Origin of the sequence: Streptomyces sp. NPDC004111 (assembly GCF_042874215.1) — a bacterium.
Lineage (GTDB): Bacteria > Actinomycetota > Actinomycetes > Streptomycetales > Streptomycetaceae > Streptomyces.
Window position 1 is genome coordinate 207,236 of the sequence record NZ_JBIAMU010000018.1, and the last position, 14,623, is coordinate 221,858.

Sequence of the window (14,623 nt, forward strand, 5' to 3'; positions counted from 1 at the left end):
GTCGTCTCGCCCGCTGAGGTTCTCTGCCGCGATGCCCAACCCCATACCGCCCACCACCCCTGCTCGTCGTGTGCCGCGTCCGGATCAGAACGCGGCCATCGACGCTGCGGTCCGGCACCTGAAGCACCCGGGATCGCGCGGCCACCTCGTGTCCGCGTGCGGGACGGGCAAGACGCTGATCGCGCTCAGAACCGCCGAGGCACTGGACACCTACCACAGCACCCCGGGCTCCAGCCGCCGACTTCGGCCGGCCCTCCCCGGCCCTGATCGCCCGCGCCGACCGCGGCTACGCCCGCTTCCTCGCCGCCCCAGCCCCGGGGCCTGCCCCGGACGCCGACCACGGCGACCACGACCACGGCCAGGACGGCAACGCGGCGGGCGACCGCGGGGCGGTACCCACACGGTGCCGCATCAGGCAACGTTCGCCCTGCTTGTACGGTCAGGGCATGGATGCCAGCAGCCAGCCAACTCTTGATGCGATCGAAGATCGCTTCGTTGAGCTTGTCGCGGGTCGGCTGCTCAGGGACGAGGCCGATCGCTGGGCGGCGAGGTGGGTGATGGAGGACGGGACCGTCTGGGACGATCTATCGTGGTGGGCGCTGAACCGCCTCTACGGAATCGATCTCCCGGCGGGCGAGCGCGGCGGCTATCTGCACGATGACGAACAGGTGGGGGCATGGCTCGCTGAGCTGAGGAAACGCCGAGCGATGTGAAGCGGCTGCGGCGCCGTCCCCAAGTCCCGGTTGCTGTAAGGATGTGCGCGTGGCCGAGGTGGAACTGCAGATCGACCAGGCCACCGTCGTGAGCGCGACCGAGGCCATCGCCGCCGTGCGCTGCACACTCGGGCCCGTTCGCCGCGGAGCCCGCTTCGACCGCCTCCGCGACTTGGCGGAAGCCATCGACCTGGAACTGACGCAGATCCTCGCCTACCACCGCTCCGTCGAGGAACTCGACCCCGTCCACACCGCGCTCGTGACCCTCCAAGGCCGAGGCGTCCAACACCTCACGTCAGCCACCCCGGGCTCCCACTGGCAGGTCATCCAGGGAACCAACCCACCAACATCATGAGAAACCCATCCACAGGTATTGGCTATTGCTCTGGTCAAGGAACAGGGCGCCCGCTTCCCGGCAGCTTATGGGCCGCTGGGCAGGCTGGTCGGTGTTCTGGAGGGGGGTGGGGCGTTGAGGAGCGTGGTTCCGGCGGTGGTGATCGTGTGGGAGACGGCTGCCCGATGGCGCAGGGTGTTGATCAGCCCTGCGTTGCGCAGGGCGGTGGCATGCTCGCTGGCGCTTGACTTGGAGATGCCGATGAGCGAGGCCAACTGCTGGGTAGAGCCCCCGGGTACTCTCCGATCATGGTGAGGACCGCCGTGCGGGTAGGCCCCATCAGAGACTCCAGGGCACTGCGGCGGTCGGCAGCCGTGCACAAAGAGCCTCCCACGCACTGCTCAACTCCGGTGCCCGGTAAGGAGGTTCACTGAGCGAGCACGCCGGGGTGCGTGGTTGATGCTCAGAGCTGTCCCGTAACTACTGATCGGGATGGACGCCTCGGATATGTGCGATCGCGTCTGGTTGGCCCAGGCCGACACGGTTGATCCGGCCTCGGCCTCGGATCACGCCGTCTGCGGCCAGTCTTTTGCGCAGTGCGTCCGGTGCAAGAGAGGTCTCGAAGCCCTCACTGAGGCCTCGCCCTGTATCTGCGTACTCGTAGCGGACCGCGTACGTCCTTCCCTCGTGATGCCATTCGCAGCGAATCAGAGGTCGCGCGAGGACAGCTTCGAACCACTCTGCCGCCCTCCTCCCCAGCTCCGCAGGGCATCCCGCGGCTTCGAAGGTGAGCTCACTCGCGGCCTGCTGGATGGTGAAGTCCTGGTTGTGGAGTTTGCCCCCACGGACGACGGCCCCGTCGAAGTGGGCGCCCACCGTCAGAACTCCCTGGTTGCGTTGTGGGTCGCCGATGTCCAGATAGACGATCAGCTGGCCGTCGAAGGTGCGCGCCGAGGGCAGCACGACCGTGTCGATCGGGTCCACCAGCCAGGAGCCCGCGCGCTCGGCCAGAACGTCTACGAACGTGCGTTGGGCTACGTTCAGGTCGTCCTCTTCATACTCGAACCAGGGGATCTCATCCATGACCGCACTCTACGGTCGACGCAAGGCCGCCCAGGAGCTAGACGCCTGGACCGCCATGCGGTGAGGGCCGCCTCCAGATGGGGGCGCAGATGCTCGGGCAGCGGGTTGCCGCCGGTGAGGTCGGCGGTGATCGTGGAGAGGTTCGCTGGAGGGGTTCCTGCGCTCCCCTCGGGAGTCCAGCTCACGCTGCCGTGGCCCCGCTCGGTGGTGGTGATGATCAGGAGGGGGAGTGTTTCGGGGCCGTGGCGCGGGAGCGGGTCGGTGAGGTCTCAGCGAGACCAGCCGCCGGTTTTCCAGCCGGGGGCGGTGGACAACTGCTCCGGTAGAACACCTGCGGGTCGGCGCAGCAGGCTTCGCCTCACTGCTGTGTTCTTACCACGGCTCATGACATCCGTGGTCGGTGGAAGGCGGTCACAGCAGTGGCCGTACGACCGCCCTGGCGAGGCCCTCGGCGAAGGCGTGCGGTGCCGCTGGGGCATTTACACCGTGGGTGTAGTAGCGCAGGAACGACTCCTGGAAACACGCGCCCACCAGCAGGCTCGCGGCCGCGCCCGTATCGGCGTCCGGGGCGATTCGGCCGAGGGTCTGCTCGGCTCGCAGGTAGCTTGCGAACCCGGCGACCGCCTGTTCCGGCCCGGCGCCGTGGCGACCCATCGCTTCACGGTGGGCTGCCATCCTCCGTGGGTCGGCGAATAGGGCCCCCAGCATGGGGATCGCGCGCTGGTAGAAATCCGCGGCCGCGTGGGCGAGCGCCGCGAGATTTTCCTCGATCTCGCCCTCGCCTGGGTGGATGCTGACGCGGGACATGCCCGGAAGACGCTCTTCCAGGACGGCGAGCAGCAGCCGTTCCTTGTCTCCGAAGTACTTGTACAGCGTGGGCTCCGACACCCCCGACGCCTGCGCGATCTCCTTCGTCGTGGCGTGCACCACGCCGCGGTTGTGCAGGATCTCCGCAGCCGCATCGAGGATCTTGTCCCGTGTGCTCATGGCCTGCCGTCCTCCTCGGTTCGCCTTCTTCGCTTGACAGGTTAGTGAACACTAGCGCACTCTGCCGCTAGTGTTCACTAACCCGCTCTGATCAGGAGATCGGCATGCGCGTCAACATCTTCAGCGCCACCAGCAGCACCGGCCGACAACCCGTAACCCTGGCACTCGGCACACCCCGCCCCCACTGCCCCACCGCCGACGGCAACGAGCTCGGCGGCATCACTCACGTCGGCACCGGCCTCGCCTGCCCGTACACCGCCCACGACACCACCGCCCCGGGGTACTGATCATGAAGAACCTGTTCACGAACAAGCGCATCATCGTCACCCTGTCCGCCCTGCTCCTCGCCGTGCTGGGCGCGGCCGGCACAGTCGGCTACCTCACCTTCGTGCGCTCGCCCACCAACGCATCTGTCGACGCCTGCGCCGATGGGCGCCCACAGGCCGAGGGTCAGGTCGTTGTCGCCGCCGGTGCCAGCATGGTCCAAGGCACTCTCGGCCACGACTGGGTCGACGACCTGCGCCAGAAACCCGCCTTCCGCGACCACGAGTTCGTCAATGCCGGCGACAATGGCAACACGAGCGCTGACCTGCTGGAACGTGTCGACAGCGATATCGTGGCGTGCGGCCCCGACCGGGTCGCCATCCTCGTTGGCGCCAACGATGTCCGCGACGGGGTGCCGCTGAACGACTACCGCGACAATCTCCGCGCAATCGTCGACCGCATCAGGGACAAGACCTCGGCCCGTATCGCCCTGATGTCCCTGCCCCCGCTCGGCGAGAACCTCGAAGCCGAAATCAACCACAAACTGCGCGACTACAACACTGCGATCAAGGACACTGCCACCCACGCCAAGATCGACTATGTGCCGGTCAACGAACGATTCACCGACCGGCTCAAAAACCAGAATGACCGGCCCGCCTACAACTTCAGTTTCCCCACCTCCTATCTGGCAGCCACCAAGCACTACTTGCTCGGCCACAGTTGGGACGACGTCGCTCAACGCAACGGACTCGAACTGCTCGTTGATCACATCCACCTGAGCGACCGGGGCGGCGCCATCGTCACCGAACTCGCCACAGACTGGCTGTCCGGCGACGTCGCTGCCGCGAGGCGGTGAGGCGATACCTTGAGAGCTTGAGACCGAGCCGGAACCATGCAGCGAAGGCCGCTGAACGGACGTCGTGACACGAGGTGTTCCGCCCCCTGGTGGTCGCCCTCCAACGCCCGTCCGAAGGGCGACACTGGGCGGACGGCCTTGTCGATCGCGGGCAACGACCCTGCGGCCAAGAAGGCTGTGGCACGGTTCTTGGAAGCGGTCGGCTACGACGTGGTCGATGCCGGTCCGCTCGCGGAGAGCTGGCGGATCGAGCCCGAGTTACTGGCCGTACGTCCATGCCATCCCCGACGGGATCACCGGCGATGAGGAGAAGCGCTGCTATCTCGAACACCCGGTTGCGCCCGTCTCACTCGAAGCCTCCCGCACGATGATCGACAGCCCGATTAAGGGGGTGAGGTCGACACCACCGACCTGCCAGGGTCCACTGGTGACGGAGGCGGCCGGTTGGTTCCGGCTGCGAATGCGCTGTTTCCGGCCGTGCCCGTGCTGTGCGGCAGGTGTGCGGACGCCCCATCGTTTGAGGTGGGGGCCGTAGGGCAGGCGCGCCTTGAACACCCCTCGCGTGTGCTTCGGACCAGCAGGCACTCCACCGCGTTCACCACATACGTCCCACGACAGCGCTCCCGGACAGCACCGGGGATGCGTTTCGTGGACTGGCGTGGTGACCACTTCCTGGAGTTGCCATGACTGCGCTACCCGCCACCGCCCCCCACACCCCGCAGACCCCGGAAGATTCCGGTGCTCCCGCTACCCCGGATGCGGTGCGCAAACACGACGACGCCCCGGACACCGACCAGCTGTTCCTCAAGGCAGCCCAGCTGGAAGGTGCGGCGCGGGAGCGGGTCCTGGGCGAGATCACCGGCCAGTGGCTGCCGATGGCGCACCGGATCGCCGCGAAGTACCGCGACCGCGGCGAGGGCCTGGAGGATCTGAAGCAGGTCGCCGCGCTGGGCCTGGTGAAGGCGGTGAGCCGGTTCGACCCGGCACGGGAGCTGGCGTTCGAGGTGTTCGCGGTCCCCACGATCACGGGGGAGATCAAGCGGCACTTCCGCGACCACATGTGGTCGGTGCACGTGCCGCGCCGGGTCCAGCAGCATCGCAACCAGCTGCGCAGGGCCCGCCAGGAACTGGCCGAGCACACCGGCGCGGAACCCACCCTCGCCGAGCTGGCCGCCCAGGCCGGCCTCACCACTGACGAGGCCCGCGACGGCCTGGAAGCACAGCACGCCTTCGCCTCCCTGTCCCTGGACCGGCCCACCACCGACAACGGCACCGACTACGCGCTGAAGGACACCCTGGAGGCCACCGACACCGGATACGCCCTGGCGGTGGACCGGGAGGCGGTGAAACCGCTGCTGCGGGCGCTGCCCGCGAGGGAGAAGACGATCCTGTACCTGCGGTTCTTCGACGACATGAGCCAGGCCGAGATCGGCCGCACGGTCGGCCTGTCCCAGATGCACGTCTCGCGCATCCTCTCCCGCACCTGCACCCGCATCCGCCAACAGGCCCTGACCGCCGACAGGCCGCACCTCGCCCCCGCGGCGTGAACCCGCCCCTTGGGCAGAACCACCGCCGGTGGCGGAGGGACGTGAGGCTGCGGCCCGCCGTACCCGACGGCAACTGCGCGACTGCCTGTTCTGCGGCCGTCCCACGCCCTGGGCCGGGCCTGGGACGGCCGCAGGTCGTATTCCCCCTCACCCTCACCTCGCGGGCGCTCTGGCCGTTAGGAGCTCTTCGCCTTGCATGAGGTGAACGGGCCGTCGACCTGTTCGAGGACCGACATGATGCGGAACGCCTCGTTCTTCGGCGTCTTCACCTGCGCCTCTTTACCCGTTGCGACCTCGTCGTCATGCTCCATCTTCGCCTCGTACGAGGCTTCTGAACCCTCGCTCGCTTCGGCCGGGAACTTGCACGTTTCCTCGCACTCGTCGTCGTCGCTCTCCTTTTGCAAGAGCTTCGTCGTCTTAAGCTGGGGGCAGTCGTCAGCGGTCGCGGTGGTCGCAGTGGTGCCCATCGACACGGCTGCAGTGGCAGACAGGACCAGCCCGGCGATAACGGCTCGCGGGCGCGTCATGCGGCTATTCGACACGGAAGTTCTCCCAGTTCGTTCGGTCAACAGCGGGGCGCCAGCGCAAACCGCCCACCCCGCTGCATAAACGATCACCCTGGGAGATGGGCACGGCGCGAGCCCGCGGACTGCGGCGCTTGGCAGCGCCCGGGCTACCGCCCGACGACACCCTGAACCCGCCAGAGCCGACCGAAACGCGGGTTTGTTCAGGGCTGAACCAGAGGCTCGCCGACCATGATCGTTTTCACCGGGATTTCCTACACGCCAACTACTCGCACCCGGGGAGGCCCGGGGGTTCAGGGAAACCGAAGTCTGTTCAGCGGGAACTCGCGGGTCGGTCCGTGTGCATCAGCTGGGCGAATCCGTGGGTTCGGCGGGAACCGTGGGGTGGGCTGCGAGGCGGCGGGCTTCGGCGGTGACCTCGGCATTGACCTGGTCCACGGTTCTGTCGCCGTATTCGAGGATGTCGTACTCGTCGTCGAGTTCAGCGAGGCGCTCGGTCAGGGGCAGCTCGTGTCCGTGGCGCTGGTGAATCCGGAAGGTGAACTCCCGTGGCGTGAGCTCTCCGGCGAGCATGCGGCGTGCGAGGGCTCGGGCGGCGGCTTCCTGACCGGCCTCGCTGCCGACCGGATAGAAGGCGAGGCCGAGTTCGTCGAGTGCGGCGGGAAGCAGGTCGTGGACGTCGTAGTCCGCCTCGGCGCGCGTGCAGGCGGCGAGGATGCGAAGGCCAGGAGTGTCGAGTCCGGCGACGAGCGCATCACAGGCGGCATTCACCACGTCGCTCGCGCGGATTTCTCCCATGCTCCAGAGAGCGGCATGGTCCTGGAGAGGGGAGCAAGTAACCCGCCAGTAGTTCCTGGGAGGTCCGCACGCGCCGTTTCCCGGCGCTCTGCGCTCTCGTTGAGCCGAGCGGGTGAACGCCCGTGGGGCCCGACGGCGAGGGGGCTGGTGTGCGGCAGGAGTGGTCACCAGAGGACGTGGTGGCGTGCTGGACCCTGGTGGATGGTGACTGGGAGCTGGTCGCGAACAAGTCGGGGTCGACCCGGCTGGGCTTCTGCCTCATGCTCAAGTTCTTCGAGATCGAGGCCCGGTTCCCGGAGTTCGTCGAGGAGTTTCCGCAGCCCGCGGTGGAGTACGTCGCCGGGCTGGTTAAGGTCCCGGCGGACGAGCTGGCGAAGTACGACCTGGCGTGCGCGAAGCGGCACCGCAGGCAGATCCGTGAGGCGCTCGGGTTCCGGCCGGCGACGCTCGCGGACGAGGAGGCACTCACCGGGTGGCTGGCCGCGGAGGTGTGTCCGGTCGAGCTGGTGGGGGACCGGCAGCGCGATGCCCTGCTGGTCGAGTACCGGGCGCGGAAGATCGAGCCGCCGGGGCGGACCCGCGTCGAGAAGATCCTGGTCGCGGCCCGGGGCCGGTGGGAGGCGGCGTTCTGCGCCCGCGTCATCGAGAGCGTGGGCGAGACGGGCACGACCCGGCTGCTGTCCCTGGTGGCCGAGGACAACGAGGCGGGGACCGCCCTGCTGGCCGCGCTCAAGCGCGACCCGGGCGCCGTCGGCCTGGACTCCCTGCTCACCGAGATCACCAAGCTCAACGATGTACGCAAGCTCGGGCTGCCCGACGGGCTGTTCGCGGACTGCTCGGAGAAGCTGGTGGCCGCGTGGCGGGCGCGGGCGATCAAGATGTACCCCTCGGACTTCCGTGACACGGCAAAGGGCGTGCGGATCACGCTGCTCGCGGCACTTTGCTGGTCGCGGCAGGCGGAGATCACCGACGCCCTGGGTCTGTCCAGATGCCCTGAGTGGTCAGTGCCGAGGCATTGAGCAATCACACCACGACTCATTACGGTGTGTGAGTGGATGATGACGAGGGGGATCGCTTCTCCGACGCGATTCGGCTTTTGCTGCTCATAGCAGCGGTATCCGATCCGTTGAACGAGGCAGAGCAGCAGGCCGCGCCGAAGGATGCGGTGGCTGTGCTGCGCGCTGAGGGTCGGCTGCAGAAGCTGGACTTCTGGCTGCGCAATCCGGATTACCTGGCTGATGAGCTTCTCAACGACTACGAGCGCGAGAAGGAAGCCATCAACCTGGAGCTGGCCGGCAGCATCCTGGACTCGGATGAGCCCGAGATCTGCGCCATCCCCATGCTGCGCTACCTGTTCGGGGCGTTCGAGTACATCGACCAGGCAATGAGCATCCTGGCCGCCCCGCGGCTGGTGCTAGTTGTGCCGCGGCGCACCGCCAACCGGGTTCTCCAGGACAATTACTACATCACGGCCAAGGGCCGCGAGCTCGCCGAACGGGCTACGGAGCAGTTTCCGGTCCTGGCCTGGTACACCGAGCGCGCCCGCCTCGTCCGCGCGCTGGCCGAGGCCACCGGGCACTCCGCCCTGGCGCTACGTAAACGGCAGTACCTGCAGCGCGACTACGCCCAGACCCCGCTGAACGAGGTCATCCCGTCGATTGCCGACCGGGCCCGCACGCGCCTGGCCCGGCTGCGCGCCGAAGCAGAGCAGGGGGACGCCGCATGACCACAGAGCCTTTACCGGTGCCATCTGAGGCTGAGCTGTATGAGCAGATCGCCGCCCGCGTGCCATCCGTCGGCGCGGAGAGGGTCCGCGACGCTCTGTCCGCCCACAGCATCCAACTCACCAGCCCACTGCCCGCGCGACGGCAACTGGTCGTGCACCGGCTGTACTGCGAAGGCACCAAGTCCGACACGGACGACAACGACGGCGCCTTCACCCGCGACATGACGCTGGGACCGGGCCCGTGGGCGATCGCCAGCACCCTGAACAATGCCGGCAAGTCGAGCCTTCTGTGGGCGCTGAGCTACGCCCTGCGCGGCGACGGCTTCGACGCCTTCAAACGACCCGAAACAGTGGGCTGGTTCTCCTACGTCCGCGCGGACATCGAGGTCGCTGGCGTCGCCGCCTCCATCCGCCTGACCTTCGACAAACCCGACCGCCCCAGCTGCCGGCTCCTGAGCGCCGACACCCTCGATCACCTCACAGTCCTCAAGGGCTGCCAGGAGACCGGCCCCGGCGTCCGCGTGGTGGCCACCGCGGAACCCGACGGCGTCAAGGAGCTCATCGACCGCTTCATGCTCGACCGCTTGGGGCTGCGACCGCTGCCCCTGTGGGCGGCCGAGGCTGGGGCACCGAAGGATGCCGACGGCAACCGCGACAGCGCGGAGCAGGTGCACGGCTGGGCCAGCTACTTCTATGCCATCGCGCTGAACGCGGGGAACTCCAGCATCCTGCTGGGCCCGACGTCGTACAACCAGCTCCCTGTGAAGCTGATGCAGCTCTTCCTCGACATCCCCTATGCGTCCGAGCTGACCCAGATCAACACGGCCCGCAAGAAGGACACCCAGGAGAGCAACCGCGTTCAACGCCGGGCACGCGAGGATACCCAGGCCCGCGAGCAGCAGACCGAGCCGCTGCGCCGGGCGCTCAGCGCTGCCAAGGAGAAGGTGGCGGCCCTGGAAGCGGGCCAGCCCGACCTGACGGGTCTGCTCGCCGACGTCGATGCCGCCGCACGCCGGCTCGCGCACGACCAGGCGGCTCTCCAGGAGGCTGAAGAAGGCAGCGCCCTCGCGCGCAAGGCGCGTCTGAAGGACGAGAGAGCCGTTCGCCGGGCTGAGCAAAGCAGCGCGGCCCGGGCCCTTTTGGGAGCGCTTGAGCCTGAGTCCTGCCCACGCTGCGACCACGAGATCGACGATGCCCGTCGCACCGCAGAAGAAAGCGAACACCGGTGTTCCGTGTGCGCAAGCCCTCTGCCGGAAGTGGCGGACGATCCCGAGGCGCGGGCGGCTCTGCTCAGCCGGCTGGAGGATCGGGTGAACGCCTCCCGCGCAGCTGAAGCCACTGCTCGGCAGGCTGCCGAGACGACCGGCGCCACTTGCGACAACAGCCGTGCCGCGTACGAGCTTGCGAACGCCCGGCTTACCGCGGCGCGCTCCGGCAGTTGGTACTCCCGTCTCGACTCCGCCCGGGAGGCCGTCTACCAGCTGCGCGGTGCTCTGGCAGTCGCCACCGGCAACGGGACGGGCCTGCCGGAGGCGGTTGGTGACTACGTCACTGCGACGACGAGCCTGGCGGACGTCGAGGACGACTCCGACGACAGTGATGCCATCTTGGAGGCGGCCGCCGAGGTGTTGTCGAAGGTGGTCGCCGACCACAGCAAGGCCCTCTTCACCGATCTGAACGACGAGATCGTCAGCATTGCCCACGACTTGGGCGTGGCCAACCTGACCAGCGTCGACCTCAACCTGGCGGGACACCTCAACGCCCGCAAGACCGGCAAAAAGCACCCTTTCAAGGCGTTCAGCCCCACCGACCGCCTGCGTATGCGTATCGCGGCCATCGTCGGCATGATCAAAGTCGGCCGTAAACGCGGCATCATGTCCCACCCCGGTCTGCTGCTCATCGACGCGCCCACAGCCGAAGAGCTCTCCCACGAGAACGCGCGTCAGTGCATCAAGACCCTCTACGAGACCGCGGCAGACGACCCGGGCATCCAGATCGTGATCACATCGATCGACGACGCCGTTTGGGAGTTCTTCCCCGAGGACCGTACCGTGACCGGTTCTGACAAACGCCAGCTCTTCTAGGCCAGGCCACCAGGGCTCAGACGACAGGGGAGGCAGAAGGCATCGTGCACGTCATCGACGAACGCCTGGCCCAGTGGGCCGCACACGCCTCCCGCCCCCAGCTGCGCGCCGGCCCGGCGGTGGCCGACCTCGGAGGTCTTGACGCAGTCCTCGCCGCCGCGGACCACCTCGCCCAGGGCGCCTTCCTTCACTACCTCATCCAGGCGACCGCACATCACCTCGACGCTTTCGGTACCGAAGCGTGCAAGCCGCTGTACGACGCCGTCCTCAACGGCCTTAGGGCCAACAAGAACCACGCGGCCTTCGCCAGCGCCACCGACGTCCTAGCCAGCCGCCCATCGCTGGCACGTGAACTCGGCACCCCATTGACCCGCGTGCTACTCACCCGTCTCCAACAAGCTCAGGATGCCGACGACGACATCGCCGCGGCCCTCATCGGAGTGGAAGCCGCGGACTGCCTCGTCCAGCTCACCCTGTCCGGCGTCACCAAGGCCGCGCGTCTCCTCGGCGCCATGGACGAAGCAACCGAGGACCTGGCTGCACTTCCCGAGGCAATGGCTACTCGCCTGCCCCGCCTCCTCGGCGTCCTCGACGCCCACCACCCCGGCGCCGGCCTCCGCGAAGCCCTTGAACGCTGCCTGATGCTCGACCACACCTGCCGGGACGCGGCGTTCGAACTCGCCCTCGGCGACCTACGCCAGGCTCTGGAACAAGACCAATACACACCCATGGCCGAGCAACTCCGCAAAACCCAGGACCGGCTGGCCGAGCTGATCACTCTCGATCCCGACCGCCTGGACGCCCAGCTCTACCACGCAGCCCTCGAAGCCATCCTCGGCCTGTCCGCTCCCGATGCCCCCACACGCGTCCGCACCGCCGCATCCACCCTGCGCGACACCCTCCACCGCTACCGGGACTATCGCTACCGCACACGCACCCCAGCTTGGGGGCGGCCGCGCCACAACGACGTCACCGCCTGGTCAGAACTCACCGTCGTGCTCGACGGCGCTGCTACACACCTTGCGGACGACGACCCCTGGTACGAGGGCGGCCACGACATCCTCACGGCACTGTTCCGCGCGTACACCGCGCACAACACGGTCGCCGTACTCACGGATACCCCTGCAGCTGCGGCCGTGGAGACCCTGGTGGCCCCCGTGATCGAGGACGCCTTCCTCCAGCACGAGCACCGGCAGCGTTTCCTCCAGCACGCCCTGGCCCACGACGAGGAGATCCGCGACGATCCCGCGGCCCAGCAGCTCCTGGCCGGCCTCCTCAGCCGAACCAAGAGCAGAGGGAACCCCAGCGATCAGCAGGCAGCTGATCAGGGAAAAGCACGACGCTGGCAGCGGCTGGCACACCAACTCAAAGACGACTTCGCTGCGTTCGCTGACCAGACGCCCGAGCATGTCCTCGACCGCCTGGAGCTCGGCCTGCGCACTCACGACGACGTCCTCGCGCCCATCGCCGACCCCAAGTACGGCCGCCTCAAGGCGCGACTCCTCACACAGCTGGAAGGCTCCCGCGACTGGCTTCCCGGCATCGCCGACGAGTTCACCGTTCTCCTGGAAACCACGATCCGTTTCGCGTACCTCTGCTACGACGTCGGCCGGAAGATGGGCGGCTCCTACACGGAGTACCTCCGCAAGCGCGACAAGGACCAGAAGAAGCAAAAGGTGGACGAAGCTCTGTTCCACCAGCACTACCGAGAGGTGCTGCAGTTCTCGGCGCTTTTCGGAGTCGTTAACTCAGAAGTCATTGACAAGGCAGGCGGAAGAACCGACATCCTCGTCTCCTTCGGCGCCGTTCAATTCAACGTCGAATGCAAGATCGAAGAAGACGACGCGAGCGAAACCGCACTCCGTCAATACGTCGCCCAAGCCGCCGAATACCAAAACGCCAACGCTGGATTCGCCATCCTGCTAGCTCTCGACAAAACCGTGGACGCTGAAGGCGCCGCGAACCTCTTCGACAGTATCTGGATCGAACCCGTCCAACGTGCCGGCGAAGCCGAGCCATGCCTTGTCGTCACCATCCGAGTCCCGGGAGGACGCGAGAATCCCAACCTGTTGCGCCCCGCCCCCGCGTAGCTGTCGACGTATCCCCGGACGCGGCGCCGCCTGGCTCTCAGGTGAGGATGCCGTGTTGTTGGGCTTCCTGAACCTGGTCGGGGGTGAGGCGGTCGCGGCGGTTGCGGGTGTTGCTGCGCCATACCCCGAGACGGATCTCCTCGTCACGGAGGCCTTTATCGCCGTGGTCGATGCGGAGCCCGCAGGAAGCCCCTCAGGGCCCTTCTGCGGCGGGTGCTGCGCCCCCACGGTGGTGAACCGGGTTGTCGCCAGGACTGGCGCCGTGGTCCTGGCGGGCGTCCCGGGCTTCGGAAGTGAGTGCCGGTGGCTTTGTCCACGAGAACGGACAGCAGATGTTCACGACTTCAGGAGGCACCGGAGCCACCGAGAATTCGAACGCTGAATTCTCGACCCGAGAGACGGCCTGGATGTGTTCAGCGGTCGCCCGTGTGTGGGGGCACAGAGCGTGGCAGTGGCTGACGCCAGTCGCCCAGCCGCGCAAGGAGGAACTGGCGGGCGAGAGAACGGATGTCGTCCCACGCCGGATCCGTGGTCAGGGCGTTGTCCCAGAGGCCGACGCGGCGGGTGGCATCGATCTCGCCGAGGCGCCGGCCGATGGCCCGAAGATTACGCATGTCTTCGGGCTCGAAGGCTCCGCGCTCCGCGAGTTCTTCGGAGACACGGCAGAGCAGCTCCACCTCTTCGACGACGTCTTTCGTCTCCAGTTCATGCTCGCCCAGCCAAGCAAGCTGATCTCGGGTCTCGGCTGCCAGGAGAGCCATGAAGCGTAGCGTCCACGTGCGCAGATGCGCCTCGCCGAGATGGTTCATGGTGCCAGGATCGCACCTGGCCGCCGCAACCGTGTTCGATGGTGCGGAGGGTGCCATCGGTCGGCGCAGCGCTCGCGGATGTCGAGGCGCGAGCACTGCACCGCAATCGAACAGCGCCAGACGAAAGTGCCTCCCGAAGTCGTGAACATCTGCTGTCCGTTCTCGTGGACAAAGCCATGCCGGTCAATTTGTGTTCCTGGCCCGGAATTTGGGTGCGTCGAATTCGGTTCGGTGTGAATTCGCGGGGTCGGGTCCGGGTATTTCGGGGGGGAGGGGCCGAATTCGGCGGCGGGTGTGCGGTGTCGGGTGGCAAAATTTGGTTCGAGGGGGTTCGGGATTCCGAATCAGGTCCCTGACAGGGTGTCAGTTTGGTGGGCGTGGGTGTGGGTGTTTTTCCAGGTCAGATTAGGTGTGTGGGCGGTGGTGGGGTGGGTGTGGTGGGTTGTGATCACGTCGGGTAGTCCGGCGGATGTACGGTTTCCCAGGACAATCCAGCGGGGGTTAGTTTTGACGCACGCGGGGGAGCGGCTCGGAGGGTGCTGTTCCGTTTTGGGTCCGGGTGTCACTCGGTATGACCGGTGGGTGCCGACCTCGGCCACCCTCACCCCGTAGCCAGCCACCCGCGAAGCGGGTCAACTCGACTGCGGAGCAGGAGAGTTGCAGACGCGAAGCGTCTGAGTGCCGGAGGCCGCGAAGCGGCCTCCGGCAACGTAGGGCCACGGAGTGGACCGGAGTCCTCGGGCGCGGAGCGCCCGAGGGAAGAGCCGCGTAGCGGCTCCGCGTCGTGTCTGCGGAGCAGACCGCGCGC

15 protein-coding genes are annotated in these 14,623 nt (G+C 67.3%); 10 read left to right on the plus strand and 5 right to left on the minus strand.

Annotated features, from left to right (window positions below; genetic code table 11):
• The first annotated feature begins 31 nt into the window (after window positions 1–31).
• The 3 genes from ACFYVL_RS31800 to ACFYVL_RS31810 are packed head-to-tail and all read left to right on the plus strand — an operon-like array spanning window position 32 to window position 1,068.
• Complete coding sequence (locus ACFYVL_RS31800) at window positions 32–475, plus strand: DEAD/DEAH box helicase family protein (protein ID WP_389250993.1); 444 nt, start codon at window positions 32–34, stop codon at window positions 473–475.
• Window positions 447–713: a hypothetical protein gene (locus ACFYVL_RS31805; protein ID WP_389250995.1), complete on the plus strand. Its 267-nt coding sequence runs from the start codon at window positions 447–449 to the stop codon at window positions 711–713. Before ACFYVL_RS31800 ends, ACFYVL_RS31805 begins: the two co-directional genes overlap by 29 nt.
• A gap of 49 nt (window positions 714–762) precedes the next feature.
• A complete protein-coding gene (locus tag ACFYVL_RS31810) occupies window positions 763–1,068 on the plus strand; it encodes a hypothetical protein (RefSeq protein ID WP_389250996.1) in 306 nt (101 codons plus the stop codon).
• 459 nt (window positions 1,069–1,527) lie between these two features.
• On the opposite strand, the gene ACFYVL_RS31815 is transcribed toward ACFYVL_RS31810, so the two are convergent.
• Window positions 1,528–2,130 carry a hypothetical protein gene (locus tag ACFYVL_RS31815; protein ID WP_389250999.1) on the minus strand — a complete coding sequence of 201 codons (603 nt, stop codon included), beginning with the start codon at window positions 2,128–2,130 and terminating at the stop codon, window positions 1,528–1,530.
• Between the two features lie 411 nt (window positions 2,131–2,541).
• Window positions 2,542–3,117 carry a TetR/AcrR family transcriptional regulator gene (locus tag ACFYVL_RS31820; protein WP_389251001.1) on the minus strand — a complete coding sequence of 192 codons (576 nt, stop codon included), beginning with the start codon at window positions 3,115–3,117 and terminating at the stop codon, window positions 2,542–2,544.
• Between the two features lie 104 nt (window positions 3,118–3,221).
• Here ACFYVL_RS31820 and ACFYVL_RS31825 point away from each other — a divergent pair, with 104 nt between their 5' ends.
• The 3 genes from ACFYVL_RS31825 to ACFYVL_RS31835 all read left to right on the plus strand — a co-directional run bounded on the left by ACFYVL_RS31825 (window position 3,222) and on the right by ACFYVL_RS31835 (window position 5,784).
• Window positions 3,222–3,404: a hypothetical protein gene (locus tag ACFYVL_RS31825; protein WP_389251003.1), complete on the plus strand. Its 183-nt coding sequence runs from the start codon at window positions 3,222–3,224 to the stop codon at window positions 3,402–3,404.
• A 2-nt stretch (window positions 3,405–3,406) separates the two neighbouring features.
• Window positions 3,407–4,237, plus strand: coding sequence for an SGNH/GDSL hydrolase family protein (locus ACFYVL_RS31830; RefSeq protein WP_389251005.1), 831 nt, complete (start codon window positions 3,407–3,409; stop codon window positions 4,235–4,237).
• A gap of 761 nt (window positions 4,238–4,998) precedes the next feature.
• Window positions 4,999–5,784: a SigB/SigF/SigG family RNA polymerase sigma factor gene (locus ACFYVL_RS31835; protein WP_389251007.1), complete on the plus strand. Its 786-nt coding sequence runs from the start codon at window positions 4,999–5,001 to the stop codon at window positions 5,782–5,784.
• A 176-nt stretch (window positions 5,785–5,960) separates the two neighbouring features.
• On the opposite strand, the gene ACFYVL_RS31840 is transcribed toward ACFYVL_RS31835, so the two are convergent.
• Window positions 5,961–6,311, minus strand: coding sequence for a hypothetical protein (locus ACFYVL_RS31840; protein ID WP_389251008.1), 351 nt, complete (start codon window positions 6,309–6,311; stop codon window positions 5,961–5,963).
• 342 nt (window positions 6,312–6,653) lie between these two features.
• Entirely contained in the window at window positions 6,654–7,106 is a 453-nt protein-coding gene (locus ACFYVL_RS31845; RefSeq protein WP_389251010.1) for a hypothetical protein, read from the minus strand.
• Window positions 7,107–7,255: 149 nt separating this feature from the next.
• Between ACFYVL_RS31845 and ACFYVL_RS31850 the strand changes: the two genes are divergently transcribed.
• Genes ACFYVL_RS31850 through ACFYVL_RS31865 form a run of 4 tightly spaced genes read left to right on the plus strand, consistent with a single transcriptional unit; the run spans window position 7,256 to window position 13,006 of the window.
• Complete coding sequence (locus ACFYVL_RS31850) at window positions 7,256–8,125, plus strand: DUF4158 domain-containing protein (protein WP_389251012.1); 870 nt, start codon at window positions 7,256–7,258, stop codon at window positions 8,123–8,125.
• A gap of 32 nt (window positions 8,126–8,157) precedes the next feature.
• Window positions 8,158–8,832: a hypothetical protein gene (locus tag ACFYVL_RS31855; RefSeq protein WP_389251014.1), complete on the plus strand. Its 675-nt coding sequence runs from the start codon at window positions 8,158–8,160 to the stop codon at window positions 8,830–8,832.
• Window positions 8,829–10,916: a hypothetical protein gene (locus ACFYVL_RS31860; protein WP_389251015.1), complete on the plus strand. Its 2,088-nt coding sequence runs from the start codon at window positions 8,829–8,831 to the stop codon at window positions 10,914–10,916. The genes ACFYVL_RS31855 and ACFYVL_RS31860 overlap by 4 nt, the downstream gene beginning before the upstream one ends.
• Before the next feature lie 44 nt (window positions 10,917–10,960).
• Complete coding sequence (locus tag ACFYVL_RS31865; RefSeq protein ID WP_389251017.1) at window positions 10,961–13,006, plus strand: hypothetical protein; 2,046 nt, start codon at window positions 10,961–10,963, stop codon at window positions 13,004–13,006.
• A 413-nt stretch (window positions 13,007–13,419) separates the two neighbouring features.
• Here ACFYVL_RS31865 and ACFYVL_RS31870 read toward each other — a convergent pair whose 3' ends face one another.
• Window positions 13,420–13,815: a hypothetical protein gene (locus tag ACFYVL_RS31870; protein ID WP_389251019.1), complete on the minus strand. Its 396-nt coding sequence runs from the start codon at window positions 13,813–13,815 to the stop codon at window positions 13,420–13,422.
• Window positions 13,816–14,623: the final 808 nt, after the last annotated feature.

What these genes read in the sequence shown, in the direction of transcription:
- ACFYVL_RS31800 (WP_389250993.1), top strand. Translation starts at nt 32, where the DNA reads ATGCCCAACCCCATACCGCCCACCACCCCTGCTCGTCGTGTGCCGCGT.
- ACFYVL_RS31805 (WP_389250995.1), top strand. Translation starts at nt 447, where the DNA reads ATGGATGCCAGCAGCCAGCCAACTCTTGATGCGATCGAAGATCGCTTC.
- ACFYVL_RS31815 (WP_389250999.1), bottom strand. Translation starts at nt 2,130, where the DNA reads ATGGATGAGATCCCCTGGTTCGAGTATGAAGAGGACGACCTGAACGTA.
- ACFYVL_RS31820 (WP_389251001.1), bottom strand. Translation starts at nt 3,117, where the DNA reads ATGAGCACACGGGACAAGATCCTCGATGCGGCTGCGGAGATCCTGCAC.
- ACFYVL_RS31825 (WP_389251003.1), top strand. Translation starts at nt 3,222, where the DNA reads ATGCGCGTCAACATCTTCAGCGCCACCAGCAGCACCGGCCGACAACCC.
- ACFYVL_RS31830 (WP_389251005.1), top strand. Translation starts at nt 3,407, where the DNA reads ATGAAGAACCTGTTCACGAACAAGCGCATCATCGTCACCCTGTCCGCC.
- ACFYVL_RS31840 (WP_389251008.1), bottom strand. Translation starts at nt 6,311, where the DNA reads ATGACGCGCCCGCGAGCCGTTATCGCCGGGCTGGTCCTGTCTGCCACT.
- ACFYVL_RS31845 (WP_389251010.1), bottom strand. Translation starts at nt 7,106, where the DNA reads ATGGGAGAAATCCGCGCGAGCGACGTGGTGAATGCCGCCTGTGATGCG.
- ACFYVL_RS31860 (WP_389251015.1), top strand. Translation starts at nt 8,829, where the DNA reads ATGACCACAGAGCCTTTACCGGTGCCATCTGAGGCTGAGCTGTATGAG.
- ACFYVL_RS31870 (WP_389251019.1), bottom strand. Translation starts at nt 13,815, where the DNA reads ATGAACCATCTCGGCGAGGCGCATCTGCGCACGTGGACGCTACGCTTC.